The organism is Kitasatospora sp. NPDC059803 (assembly GCF_042732255.1).
Classification (GTDB): domain Bacteria; phylum Actinomycetota; class Actinomycetes; order Streptomycetales; family Streptomycetaceae; genus Kitasatospora.
Genome location: NZ_JBHWIJ010000252.1, coordinates 1 through 12883, shown reverse-complemented (window position 1 = coordinate 12883; position 12883 = coordinate 1). Strand labels below are relative to the sequence as shown.

The following is a 12883-nucleotide window of genomic DNA, read 5'->3' as shown; positions in this document are numbered from 1 at the left end:
GCGCGCAGGCCGCCGGGCAGGCCGAGCAGGGCCGTGCCGCCCACCGCGACGGCGGCGGCGCGCAGGGCGGGGCGCCGTCCGGCGGTGGCGGCGAGCAGCGCGGTGACCACGGCGACGGCCGGCCAGGCCGTCCACTTGAGCGAGCAGGCGGCGGCGAGGGCCAGTCCGGCGGGGGCGGGGCGCCGTCGGGCGGCGAGGGTGAGTGCGAGCCAGCAGAGGCCGGTCATCGGCAGGTCGACGCCGCTGACGCAGAGCGGCAGTGCGACGACGGGCGAGGCGGTCAGCGCGGCCAGGACGGTCCGCCGGCCGACAGGTGGGGCGGTCGGCGCGGCGCGGGCGGTCCGCCGCCCGGTGGGCGCGGAGCGCAGCAGGCAGGCGAGGAACGCGGCCGCGCACCAGAGCCGCGCGTCGCCCGCCACCCGGGCGAGCGGCAGCCCGTCGAGTGGCAGACCATCGAGTGACAGGCCGCCGAGCGGAAGCCCGTCGAGCAGGGCCCGGGGCAGTCCGAGGAGCGCCATCCCGGGCAGGTACGGGGTGTACTCGGCCACCGTCCTGGGCTCGGCGAGGTACGGCGTCCCGGTGCGCAGCAGCAGGGCCCCGGAGCGTTCGATCACCCCGACCTCGCTCTGCCCCTGGCCGGTCAGTACGAGGGCGAGCAGCGGTACGGCGACGGCCCCGGTGAGCGCGAGGGCGATGGACAGCGGCCGGCCCCGGCGCGTCGGCAGGAGGGCGGCGAGCGCCGCCAGCAGGTAGCCGACGGCGGCGCAGGCGCCCCAGGCGCGGTGCGGGCCGAGGTCGGAGAGCAGCGGGAAGGCCCCGGCCCACCCGGCCGCGAGGAGCCATCCGCCGCACCACGCGGCGGCGTGCCGCCGGTCTGGGGAGTCGTGCCGATTCATCACCCGTTCATTGCATCGCCGCAGGTCAGCCTGGTCATCACGGTCAGGTCGAGTCCTCTGGTCGGGTTTCCCCTACCATCCGTCGGGGCCTTCGCCCGGAGACCTTCGCATCCGATCTGACGTTCGGTGTTCGTCGGATTACGGAAAGTGCCCGCGCTCCCGCTATCGTGTCGGCGTGGTGAGGTCGTGGGATGCGGCAGTGGAGCGGGCGCAGGACCGGCTGGCGGCGGGGCCGCGGCTGCGGGCGGTCGCCGAGGGGGACGAACGGCGGTTCGCCCTCTGGGACTTGGCGTCCCTGGTGGAGGGTGAGCTGGGGGAGCTGGTGGCCCCGGACGCGCTGACGCCGGAGGCCGAGCGCCGGTGGCGCGAGCGGCTGGGGGAGAGCGGCCGGGAGTGGCCCGGCGGCGAGCTCTACCGGCGCCGCTACTGGGTGCTGGACGAGGGCGGCGCCGTGGCCGGCACGGTGGCGGTGGACAACTGGACCAAGGGGCCCGGCCAACTGGCCGTCTCCTCCCTCTACTTGATTCCGGAGGCGCGCGGCCGGGGGCTGGCCGCCGGGGCGCTGGACGAGGTGTACGCGGCGGCCGCCGCGGAGGGCCTGCCCGGCTTCCGGCTGGAGGCGCACTGGTCCTGGCAGCACGCCGTCCGCTACTACCTGCGTCGCGGCCTCTGGGTGGTCGGCTGGAAGCGTTCGCTGGCCCTGGCCCGGATGCCGCAGCTCCCGCCGTACCGGGTGTGCGAGGAGGGCGGCTGGCTGCACCTGCTGGTCGCGGACCGGGGCTGGGGCTGGGTGCCGATGCTCGCCGCCGGCTGCGAGGGCCGTTGGCTGCGGCTGGACGAGACGCCCGACTACCGGGCGGCCGACGGCTGGGTGCACGAGTACGCGCGTTCGACGCTGGCGCTGCATCTGGCGCTCGCGGGCCGGCCGCTGGTGCGCGGCCCGCAGTGGTGGGCGGAGGCGTGGCGGTGGTCGGACGCCGGGGAGCCGGAGGGGCTGGCCTACAAGATCGAGCACTTCGAGCAGCTGGCCCTGGCGGCGGGCCGCGAGGTGGTCAGCCCGTACCGCCCGGCGGCGACCCAGGCCCCGGCGGCCCCGACCCCGCCCCCGGCGCCGAGAGCGGAGGCCCCGGTGGCGGCCGTGCCGGGGCTGGCAGACTCGGGGGATGGCTGAGATCGAGATCGACGGCGCGCCGGCCGACCCGGCGCGGCTGGCCGCACTGGGGCTGCTGAACTACGGGCACTTCACCACCCTGCGCGTCGATGCGGGCCGGGTCCGGGGCCTGGCGCTGCACCTGGACCGGCTGGTCCGGGACTGCGGGGTGCTGTTCGCCGCCGAGTTGGACCGGGCGGCGGTGCGGGAGCGGATCCGCGCGGTGCTGCCCGCCGACGGCGCGCCGGTGATCGTCCGGGTGACGGTGTACGACCCGGAGCTCGGCCTGGAGCGCCCCGGCGGCCCGGCGGCGCCCCGGCTGCTGCTGACCACCCGCCCGGCGGCGGTGGCCGCGCCGGCCCCGTTGCGGGTGCGCACGGTCGGGTACCGGCGGGAGCTGCCGGAGGTGAAGCACGTCGGCCTGTTCGGCCTGGTCCACCACCGCAGGCGGGCCCAACTCGACGGCTACGACGACGTGTTGCTGGTGGAGCCGGACGGCGGCGGGGTGGTCGAGGGCGCCACCTGGAACGTCGGCTTCCTCGACGGCCGCCGACTGGTCTGGCCGGACGGCCCGAGCCTGCCCGGGGTGACCGCCGCGCTGCTGGCCGGCGCGTACGGCGGGCCGCAGTCGCGCGAGTGGGTGGACGCGTCCGGGCTGGGCCGCTTCACGGCGGCGTTCGCGGTGAACGCGGGTGTCGGCGTCCGGCCGCTGGCCGCGGTCGACGGTACGGCCTTCGACCCGGCGCACCCCGTGCTCGCCGAACTCGCCGCCGCCTACGGGGAGATCGCCGCCGACCCGGTGTGAGCCCGCCCGGCGCCGGCCCGCAGGCCCCCGGAGGGGGGTGGGGATATCCCCACCCCCGGTCCGCCAGCGGCCTCCATGGTCCGCCGGCCTGGCCTTTTCTAACGTGGAACCCGTCGACGACCACCGACGATCCCCGAAGGAAGGCCCACCCATGGCACGCCGCCACGACCGCCCATCGACCGAGCCGTACGCCGCCGGACCGCACGCCGCCGGACCGTACGCGACGGGGGCGTACGGCGGCGGCCCGTACACCGAGCAGGGCGCCCGTCCGGCGATCGAGCTGCGCGGGGTGCGCCGCACCTACGGCCGCGGCGCCGAGACCGTGCACGCGCTGCGCGGGATCGACCTGGCGCTGGCCCGGGGCACCTTCACCGCCGTGATGGGCCCGTCCGGCTCCGGCAAGTCGACCTTCCTGCAGTGCGCGGCGGGCCTGGACAAGCCCGACCAGGGGGAGATCCGCCTCGGCGGCGAGGACATCACCCGGCTGAGCGAGGACCGGCTCACCAAGCTGCGCCGCAGCCGGATCGGCTTCATCTTCCAGTCCTTCAACCTGCTGCCCTCGCTGACGGTGGAGCAGAACGTGCTGCTCCCGCAGCGGCTGGCCGGCGAGCGCCAGGATCGCGCCCGGGCCCGGGAGCTGCTGGCCCAGGTCGGCCTCGGCGAGCACGCCAAGCGGCGGCCCGGCCAGCTCTCCGGCGGCCAGCAGCAGCGGGTGGCGATCGCCCGCGCGCTGATCACCGACCCGGACGTGGTGTTCGCCGACGAGCCGACCGGCGCGCTGGACACCCGCACCGCGCACGAGGTGCTGGGCCTGCTGCGGCGCGCCGTGGACGACCTGGGCGCGACGGTGGTCATGGTGACCCACGACCCGGTGGCGGCCTCGTTCGCCGACCGGGCGCTGTTCCTGGCCGGCGGCGCGCTCGTCGACGAGCTGCACCACCCGCAGGCGCAGGCCGTCGCCGACCGGATGGTCTCGCTCACCGCCCGCCCGGTGGGGGTCGCGGCGTGAACGGGTGGCGTGGACCGATCGACGAGTGGAACGGGGCAGGGGCATGAGCAACGGACTGGCGCGCGCCTCGGTGCGCTTTCGACCCGCCTCCTTCGTGGGCACCCTGGTCGCCCTGGTGCTGGGCGCCGCCGTGGTGGTGGCCTGCGGCGTGCTGCTGCAGACCGGACTGACCGCGAGCGTCGCACCGCAGCGGTACGCGGGCACCCCGGTGGTGGTCGCGGCCGACCCGATGGTGCGGATCACCGCCAATGTCGGCCGCGACACCGAGACCAGGGAGCAGACCACCCCCGAGCGGGCCCGGACGGACGCCGCCCTGGTGGGCCGGATCGCCGCACTGCCCGGGGTCGCCGCGGCCCGCCCGGACAGCGCCTTTCCGCTGCCGGCCGGCGCCGGCACCCCCGCCCTGACCGGCCGGGGCTTCGCCGCGCTCGGCATCGCCGGCCCGGCCGACCAACTGGTCGAGGGCCGTGCGCCCGGCGCCGACGAGGTGGTGCTGGACGCCGACACGGCGCGCGCCGCCCACCTCGCGCCCGGCGCGAAGCTCACCCTCACCGCCCCCGGCGGCACCGGCGACTACCGGGTCTCCGGCCTGGCCGCCGCCCAGTCCGCCGGCCCCACCGCCTGGTTCGCCGACGCCACCGCCGACCGCCTCTCCGGCCACCCCGGCCGGATCGACGCGATCGCCGTCCAGCCGCGCGAGGGCGTGGACCGCGCCGCGCTGGTCGCGCAGGTCCGCCAGGCCCTCGACGCCCAGGCCCCCGGCACCAAGGCCGCAGACGCCAAGGCTGCGGGCACCCAAGCAGCGGACGCCAAGGCCGCCGGCACCCCGGCCATCGGCCTGGAGGCCAAGGCCGAGAACGGCGGCGCCAAGGTCTTCACCGGCGACGGCCGCGGCACCGTCGAACAGCCCGCCATCGGCGAGGCCCGCACCCTGCTGATGGGGCTTGGCGGCAGCTTCGGCGGCTACGCCACCATGACCGCGATCTTCGTCGTGATGAGCACCGTCGCCCTGGCCACCGGCCAGCGCGCCCGCGAGTTCGCCCTGCTGCGCGCCATCGGCGCCACCCCGCGACAGATCCGCCGCACCATCGCCACCGAGGCGATGCTGGTCGCGCCGGTCGCCGGGGCGCTCGGCATCCTGCCCGGACTGGCCCTGGCCCGCTGGTGGTTCGACGAACTGACCTCGCGCGGCGCCGTGCCGCAGGGCGTGCGGCTGGACGTCGGCCCGCTGCCGATGCTCGCCGCCGTCCTCATCTGCACCCTCGCCGCGCTGACCGCCGGCTTCCTGGCCGCCCGCCGCCCCGCCAAGCTGCGCCCCGGTCAGGCGCTCGGCGCGGCCGCCGTCGAACCGGGCCACCCCGGCAAGGTGCGGACCGTCATCGGGCTGCTCTTCGCCGCCGGCGGCGTGGTGGCCGCCGCCCTCGCGGCCGCCCTGGACGGCATCAACGCCGCCAACACCGCGCTCGGCGTGGTCATGTGCTTCATGCTGGCCGTCGCGCTGCTCGGCCCCTGGGTGGCGCGGGTCGCCGCCGCGGTGTTCGGCGCCCCGCTGCGGGCCGGCGGTGCCCCCGGCTCGCTGGCCGCCGACAACACCCGAGCCAACGCCCGCCGGCTGGCCTCCGCGATCACCCCGATCGTGCTGGTCACCGCCTTCTGCGGCACCCTGCTGTTCCTCCAGAGCACCATCAGCCACGCCACCGGCGCGAACGTGCGGGACGGCATCGTCGCCGACCACGTGATCGGCTCCACCGGCCCCGGCCTGCCCGCGGGCACCGCCGCCCGGGCCGCCAAGGTGCCCGGTGTGGACGCTGCGGTCGGCGTGCTGCGCACCGCCGCCGTGTACACCCACGACATGCAGCTCGGCTCCGCCACCGCGCTCGGCGTCGACGGCGACCCGGCCCGGCTGTCCCGGGTGCTCGACCTGGGCGTGCGCAGCGGTTCGCTCGCCGACCTGGGCCGCGCCGCCGACACCGTGGCCCTGGACGCCACGCTGGCCGACGCCCTGGACGTCAAGGTCGGCGACCGGGTGCCGCTGCGGCTCGGCGACGGCACCCCGGTGCAGCCCGCCGTGGTCGCCGTCTACGACCGCGGGCTCGGCTTCGGCCAGGTGCTGCTGCCCCGGGCGGTCGTCGCCGGGCACGTCACCGCCGGGTACGACAGCCAGGTGCTGGTCGCCGACGCACCGGGCGCCGACCGTACGGCGGTGGCGGCCGCGCTGGCGGGCCTCGCGGGCCCCGGCGGGGCGACCGTGACCGACCGGGCCGGATTCGTCGCCCAGTCCGACAAGATGATGGAGCTGAACGCCTGGGCCAACACCGTGATGGCCGGCGTGCTCGGCGGGTTCGCCGCCGTCACCGCCGTCAACACCCTGGTGATGACCGTCCTCGACCGGCGCCGCGAGGTCGCCCTGCTCCGACTGGCCGGCACCACCCGGCGCCAGGTGCGCGGCATGATGCGCTGGGAGGCGCTGCTGGTCGCCGCGACCGGCCTGGTGATCGGCGGGGGGATCGCCTGGATCGCCCTCGTCCCGATCGCCCGGGGCGTCGCCAACTCCTCCCCGTACATCCCGCCGGCGCTCGCCCTGCCGCTGGCCGCCGGAGCCGTCCTGCTCTGCCTCGGCGCGACCGGGCTGCCCGCCCGGGCCCTGCTGCGCACCCGCCCGGTGGCGCTGGGCGCCGCCCGGCAGTAGCCGAGGCCCGTGAAAGCCCGAAGGGCCCCGTCCGGTACCGCCGGAAGGGGCCCTTCGGGCTGGTCACGGCACCTGCTTGAGGATCGCTGGACGGGCGCACCAGAGCCTCGCTCGTACGGGTGACAAAAGCCGGGCCGAGTAGGCGCAATGGGGTAGCCGGGAAAGTCCAAACCCCTTTATTGGAGCTGATAGTGATGTCGGATCAGCTACGCTCTCGCCCGCCCCGTCGGACCCGCCCGACCCGCCGAAGCAGAGAGTAGCCCGACATGAGCAGTCCTCCCGCGGCCGCCGCGCCCCGCTGGCCGCTGATCCTGCTGCGCATCACCGCGACCACCCTGGCGGTCCTGGCCCTGCTCCAGGTCATGCTGGCCGGCAGCTTCCTCAACGGCACCTACGAGTCCCTCAAGGACCACGAGGGCAACGCGATGACGCTGGCCACCGTGGTCCTCTGCCAACTGGCGGCGGCCGCGCTGGTTCGCCGGCCCGGCCGTGGCCCGCTCTGGCCGCTGTGGACCACCGCCGTGCTGACCGTCGCCGTCGTCGGCCAGATCGCCGCCGGCTACGCGCGGTCGATCAGCGTGCACGTCACCCTCGGGGTGCTGCTGGTCAGCGGGGTCCTGTTCGGGCTGGTCGGCGTCTGGCGGCTGCCGCTGCCCGCCCGCGCGGACCATCTGTCCGAGCCGGACGGCAGCGGACGCCTGCCGCGCCCCGGCGCGCCGCTGGAGGTGTCCAAGTGAACCGTCGACGGTTCCTGGGCGTCGGCGCCTCCGTCCTCGGCGCGGGCGCGCTGGCTGCCGTCGCCGGCCCCGCCGCAGCCCGGCTGTTCGCCGAGGGCCACCCCGGCCGGCTGCTCAGCAGCGGCCTCGACCTGCCCGAGCCGTTCCAGGTGCCGCTGCCGGTGCCCGCGGTGCTCCAGCCGGTGCGCACCGACGCGACGGCCGACTACTACGAGATCACCCAGCGGGTCGCCGAGCTGGAGATCCTGCCCGGCGTCAGGACCGAGGCCTGGACGTACGGCGGCACCTTCCCCGGGCCGACGGTGGTCACCCGGTCCGGCCGGGCGGCGGTGGTCAAGCACCGCAACGAGCTGCCGGTGCCGTCCGTGGTCCACCTGCACGGCGGCCACACCCCGGCCGACAGCGACGGCTACCCCGTCGACCTGCTGCTGCCGGTCGGCTCCTCCAGTGCGGGCCAGAGGGCGGCGGGCATGCCGGGGATGTCCGACATGCCCGGCATGGCGGGGATGGGCCACGAGGCCGGGCGCACCGCCGAGGGCGAGCGCACCCACACCTACCCGGGCAAGCAGCGCGCCGCCACCCTCTGGTACCACGACCACCGGATGGGCTTCACCGGCCCCGGCGTCTGGCGCGGCCTGGCCGGCTTCCACCTCGTCCACGACGACGAGGAGAGCGCCCTGCCGCTGCCGCGCGGCGACCGCGACCTCCCGCTGATGCTCGCCGACCGCTCCTTCACCGAGGACGGCTCCTTCCGCTACCCCGCCATCGACGAGGACCTCGCCTCGCCCGGCGTCACCGACGACTACATGAACGGCGTCCTCGGCGACGTCATCCTCGTCAACGGCGCCCCCTGGCCCCGCCTCGACGTCGACCGCGCCCGCTACCGGCTGCGCCTGCTCAACGCCTCCAACGCCCGCCCCTACCGGCTCCGGCTCGACCCGCAGCCCTCCGGCGGCGACGCCCTCGTCCAGATCGGCTCCGACGGCGGCCTGCTCGCCGCCCCGATCGCCCACGACGTGCTGGAGATCGCCCCCGCCGAGCGCTTCGACATCGTCGTCGACTTCTCCCGCTACGCCCCGGGCACCTCGGTGCGCCTGCTCAACCTCTTCGGCAGCGGCCGTACGGCGGAGGTGATGCGCTTCGACGTCTCCGGCAAGAAGGTCGGCGACGACTCGACCGTGCCCGACGAGCTGTCCGCGGTCGAGGAACTGGACGCCTCCGCCGTCGACGTCACCCGCAAGTTCGTCTTCCGGCGCAGCGGCAGCTACGGCTGGACCATCAACGGCGACCTGTACCGGCCCGGCCGCGACCTCGCCCGGCCCGCCCTCGGCAGCACCGAGCGGTGGCGCTTCACCTCCGACCTGCACCACCCCGTCCACGTCCACCTCAACCAGTTCCAGGTGCTCAGCCGCAACGGCCGCGACCCGGGCCCGTACGACGGCGGCTGGAAGGACACCGTCGACCTGCGCCCGGCCGAGGCGGTCGAGGTCCTGGTGCGCTTCACCGACTACCAGGGGACGTACATGATGCACTGCCACAACCTGGAGCACGAGGACATGGCGATGATGGCGGACTTCACCGTGCAGTGAGCCGGGGGCCGGGGGGCTTCGTCCGGCGGGCTTCATCCGGTCGGCCGAGTGCCGGAGGGCGTGCGGTGCGCGTTCCGGCACTCGTGGCCTAGCGTCGCGGGGAAACGCACCCCGCCCGCCGTCCGCCGTTTCGTCCTCCCGCCGTCCCCGCCGTCCCCGCCGTCCCGCCGACCGAGGAGCCGCGCATGACCACCCCCGCCGAACGCCGCCGGCACGGCCGGGCCGCCCGTGACCGCGTCTCCCGCTCCGCCCACGGGCGGTGGATCCCCGCCGCCGACCGGCCCGACCCGGTCGAGGTGCTGGTGCGCCAGGGCGAGGGCCGGGTCGCCCGGCTGCTGCCGATCCGCTACGGGCGGATGGCCGACACCCCCTTCGCCTACCTGCGCGGCGCCGCCGCCGTCATGGCCGCCGACCTCGGCGCCGTCCCCGACACCGGCCTCACCGTCCAACTCTGCGGCGACGCCCACCTGGTGAACTTCGGCTTGTTCGCCTCGCCGGAACGCGCCCTGCTCTTCGACGTCAACGACTTCGACGAGACCCACCCCGGCCCCTTCGAGTGGGACGTCAAACGGCTGGCCGCCAGCATCGCCGTCGCCGCCCGCGACCACGGACAGGACGAGGACCGCGCCCACCGCGCCGCCCGCACCGCCGTCGAGGGCTACGCCACCGCCATGCGCCGCCTCGCCGGGCTCGGCGAACTCGACGTCTGGTACTCCCGGATCGACGCCGGCGACCTGCTGGCGCTGCTCCGCAAACCCCGGCAGCGCAAGCGCGCCGAGGCCGACCTCGCCCAGGCCCGCCGCCGCACCAGCCTGCACGCCTTCGGCAAGCTCACCGAGGAACGCGACGGGCAGCGGCGCATCATCAGCGCGCCACCGCTCATCGAACCGCTGAAGAAGAACGAACTGCGCGACATCGGCAAGGTGTTCAGCGACTACCGGGCCGCCCTCGCCGAGGACCGTCGCGTCCTCCTCGACCGCTACCGCTTCGTCGACGCGGCGATGAAGGTCGTCGGTGTCGGCAGCGTCGGCACCCGCTGCTACATCGTCCTGCTGGAGGGCCGGGACACCCGCGACCCGCTGTTCCTCCAGCTCAAGGAGGCCGGACGGTCCGTCCTGGAGGACCACCTGCCGCCCACCCGGGTCGACGCCGAGGTCTCCGTCCACCGCGGCGGGCGCCGTGTCGTCACCGGCCAGCACCTCATGCAGGCCGCCGGCGACATCTTCCTCGGCTGGACCGCCGGCCCCGCCGGGCGCCATTTCTACGGGCGCCAACTGCGCGACATGAAGGGCTCGGTCGAGGTCGCCGACCTGGCCCCGTCCGGCCTGCGCGCCTACGCCGACCTGTGCGGCCGCACCCTGGCCCGTGCCCACGCGCGCACCGGCGACCGCCTCGCCATCGCCGGCTACCTGGGCGGCGCGGACGCCTTCGCCGAGGCGATCGCCGACTTCTCCGTCCGGTACGCCGACCAGACGGCGCTCGACCACGCCGAACTGGTCGCCGCGATCGACGCCGGCCGGATCACCGCGACCCCGGGCGTCTGAGTACGGCGCGCCCCCGGGGAGCGCTCCGGGTACGGGGGTGCGGAAAACGGGTTGCCCCGGCGGGCGCGGTCGGCGTTGGCTGGCCCGCATGACCGAACTGCGCACCGACCGCCTGCTCCTGCGCCCCTGGCGGGCCACCGACCTCGCACCCTGGGCCGCGATGAACGCCGACCCCGAAGTCCGCGAGCACCTCGGGGACGTCCTCACCCGCGAGCAGTGCGACGCCTCGGTGGCGCGCTTCGAGGCCGAGACCGCGGCGCGCGGATACGGCTGGCTGGCCGTCGAGGTGCGCGCCACCGGCGAGTTCGTCGGCCTGGCCGGCCTCGACGAGGTCGACGAGGGCCTGTCCTTCACCGGCGTCGAGATCGGCTGGCGCCTCGCCCGCGCCGCCTGGGGCCACGGCTACGCGACCGAGGCGGCCCGCGCCGTCCTCGCCCACGGCTTCGACGCCCTCGGCCTCCCCGAGATCCTCGCCGTCACCACCGCGACCAACCACCGCTCGCAGGCCGTCATGCGCCGCCTCGGCATGACGTCCGACCCCGCCGACGACTTTGAGGACCCGACCGCCCCCGAGGGCCCGCTGCGGCCCAACGTGCTGTTCCGCCTCCGCCGCGAGCAGCGGGCGGGCTGACGGCGGGCCGGGAACGAGCCGGGAACGGCCTGACGGCGGGCGCGTCCCGCGGCTCGGCGCCGTTGTCAGTGGCGTGTGGTTGGGTGATCCACATGCTGGCGATCGGGGTGCAGGAGAACGACGGGACGCGCCACCTCCGGGTGGAGGCGGCCGAGTTGGCGCGGCTGGTGCGGCGGATCGGCGCGAAGGGCGACCGCTTCCTGGTCGCCCAGCGGATACCGGACCTGCCGGACGTCTTCATCCAGGTGTGGCACGCCGAAGGCGGCGAGTACACGCTCGAACACCGCGACGGCTCCGCCGCCCGGCACTTCGAGGTTCGCACCGACGGTCCCGAGGCGGTCATCGCCGCGATGACGGGCTGGGCGCGGCACGAGCCGGGCTGGGGCGACGGCCTGGACTGGCAGCCGCTCGACCTGGGCCCGCAGCCCGAGCCTGCCCCGCCGCTCGACCTGCCCGCCGACGACCTGCGGCAGTTGCACGACCGGCTGCGCCTCACCCTGGCCGGCGGCTACACCACCCGCGCCGAGCTCGCCGAACTCGCCGAGGACCACCTGGTCTCCGGCGACCACCGCCCGCCCTCCCGCGACCAGGCCGAGCAACTGGCCGACCGGCTCTGGCTGGAGCGCGTCGGCGAGCAGACCGGCTGGATCGGCGAGACCGACCCGGAACGCCTCACCCGGGCCTTCGCCGCCCTGGAGGAGGCCGGCATCACCGCCCGGGAGCACTTCAGCTGCTGCGGTTCCTGCGGCGACGCCGAGATCGCCGACGCCGGGGCGCCGGACGCCCGCGGCTACGTCTACTTCCATACCCAGTCCACCGACTCCGCCGCCGCCGGCCACGGCCTCGCCCTCCGCTACGGCGGTTTCGACGCCTCCCCGCTGACCACCACCGCCATCGGCCACGAGGTGGCCGCCGCGCTCACCGAGGCCGGCCTGCCCGTCATCTGGAACGCCGACCCCTCCCAAGCGATAGAGATCCGCCCGCTCCTCTGGCGCCGCCGCCTGACCGGGTGAGGCTCGCGGCTCCGACGGGGAGACGGGTGGGTCACGGCACCAGGAGGTGAAGGGCCCCGGGGGCGGCGCTCACGTCGACGGGGAGGGCCGCGATGAACTCGCCGTCGGCGTAGGCGGTGATGGCGGGGGAGTCGATCCGCAGGGATGCGGTGCGGTGGGTGGTGACTTCGGGGTGGGTGGTGTGGGTGCCCTTGAAGAGGGTGGGGAAGAAGCGGGCGATGCGCAGCCGGGGCATGGCGGCGACGAGGGTGAGGTCGAGGAGGCCGTCGTCCGGGAGGGCGTCGGGGCAGATGAGCATGCCGCCGCCGTAGCTGCGGGTGTTGCCGACGGCGGCCAGGGTGAGGTCGCGTTCGATGACGGTGCCGTCGGCGAGGGTGATGCGGAAGGGCAGCGGGCGCAGGTTGGCGAACTCGGCGAGGATGGCCAGGTTGTAGCGCATCCGGCCGCGGGGCCAGCGCAGGCGGTTGGCACGGTCGCTGACCAGCGAGTCGAAGCCGGTGGCGAGGACGGAGCCGTACCAGCGGGTGGTGCCGTCGGCGGCGGTGACCAGGCCGAGGTCGACGGTCCTGGTGCGTCCGGCGGCGACGACGTCGGCGGCGGCTTCGGGGGTGGCGAGCGGGAGGCCGTAGGCACGGGCGTGGTCGTTGCCGGTGCCGGCGGGTATCACGCCGAGCGGGACGGCGGTGCCGGCGACGGCCTGGAGTGCGAGGTTGACCATGCCGTCGCCGCCGACGGCCACGACGGCGTCGACGCCGGCCGCCCCCGCCCCGCGGGGGGGGCGGGCGGGGCGGGTCGGATAAACAAAAGAGGCGGGCGGCGA

General features: G+C 75.9%; 10 protein-coding genes and 1 pseudogene. 9 read left to right on the top strand and 2 right to left on the bottom strand.

The genetic code is table 11. The features are described from left to right. Window positions 1-896 (bottom strand): annotated as a pseudogene (locus tag ACFV6I_RS30355) (hypothetical protein); the annotation flags it as partial. Between the two features lie 175 nt (window positions 897-1071). Between ACFV6I_RS30355 and ACFV6I_RS30350 the strand changes: the two are divergent. The 9 genes from ACFV6I_RS30350 (at window position 1072) to ACFV6I_RS30310 (ending at window position 12063) form a co-directional block, all read left to right on the top strand. Continuing rightward, complete coding sequence (locus tag ACFV6I_RS30350) at window positions 1072-2067, top strand: GNAT family N-acetyltransferase (protein WP_380428739.1); 996 nt, start codon at window positions 1072-1074, stop codon at window positions 2065-2067. Further along, window positions 2060-2851, top strand: coding sequence for an aminotransferase class IV (locus tag ACFV6I_RS30345; RefSeq protein ID WP_380428737.1), 792 nt, complete (start codon window positions 2060-2062; stop codon window positions 2849-2851). Before ACFV6I_RS30350 ends, ACFV6I_RS30345 begins: the two co-directional genes overlap by 8 nt. A 151-nt stretch (window positions 2852-3002) precedes the next feature. Beyond that, window positions 3003-3860, top strand: a complete 858-nt coding sequence (locus ACFV6I_RS30340) for an ABC transporter ATP-binding protein (RefSeq protein ID WP_079135965.1) — start codon at window positions 3003-3005, stop codon at window positions 3858-3860. Between the two features lie 43 nt (window positions 3861-3903). Then, window positions 3904-6549, top strand: a complete 2646-nt coding sequence (locus ACFV6I_RS30335; protein ID WP_380428735.1) for an FtsX-like permease family protein — start codon at window positions 3904-3906, stop codon at window positions 6547-6549. Window positions 6550-6815: 266 nt separating this feature from the next. After that, entirely contained in the window at window positions 6816-7286 is a 471-nt protein-coding gene (locus tag ACFV6I_RS30330) for a hypothetical protein (protein ID WP_380428733.1), read from the top strand. Continuing rightward, entirely contained in the window at window positions 7283-8875 is a 1593-nt protein-coding gene (locus tag ACFV6I_RS30325; RefSeq protein WP_380428732.1) for a multicopper oxidase family protein, read from the top strand. Before ACFV6I_RS30330 ends, ACFV6I_RS30325 begins: the two co-directional genes overlap by 4 nt. A 185-nt stretch (window positions 8876-9060) precedes the next feature. Next, window positions 9061-10419 carry a DUF2252 domain-containing protein gene (locus tag ACFV6I_RS30320; protein WP_380428730.1) on the top strand — a complete coding sequence of 453 codons (1359 nt, stop codon included), beginning with the start codon at window positions 9061-9063 and terminating at the stop codon, window positions 10417-10419. Between the two features lie 88 nt (window positions 10420-10507). Then, window positions 10508-11050: a GNAT family N-acetyltransferase gene (locus tag ACFV6I_RS30315; protein ID WP_380428728.1), complete on the top strand. Its 543-nt coding sequence runs from the start codon at window positions 10508-10510 to the stop codon at window positions 11048-11050. Between the two features lie 92 nt (window positions 11051-11142). Next, complete coding sequence (locus ACFV6I_RS30310; protein WP_380428726.1) at window positions 11143-12063, top strand: DUF6891 domain-containing protein; 921 nt, start codon at window positions 11143-11145, stop codon at window positions 12061-12063. Window positions 12064-12094: 31 nt separating this feature from the next. Here the strand turns inward: ACFV6I_RS30310 and ACFV6I_RS30305 are convergent. Continuing rightward, window positions 12095-12883: diacylglycerol kinase (locus ACFV6I_RS30305; protein WP_380428724.1), on the bottom strand; the 789-nt coding region annotated here is incomplete at its 5' end.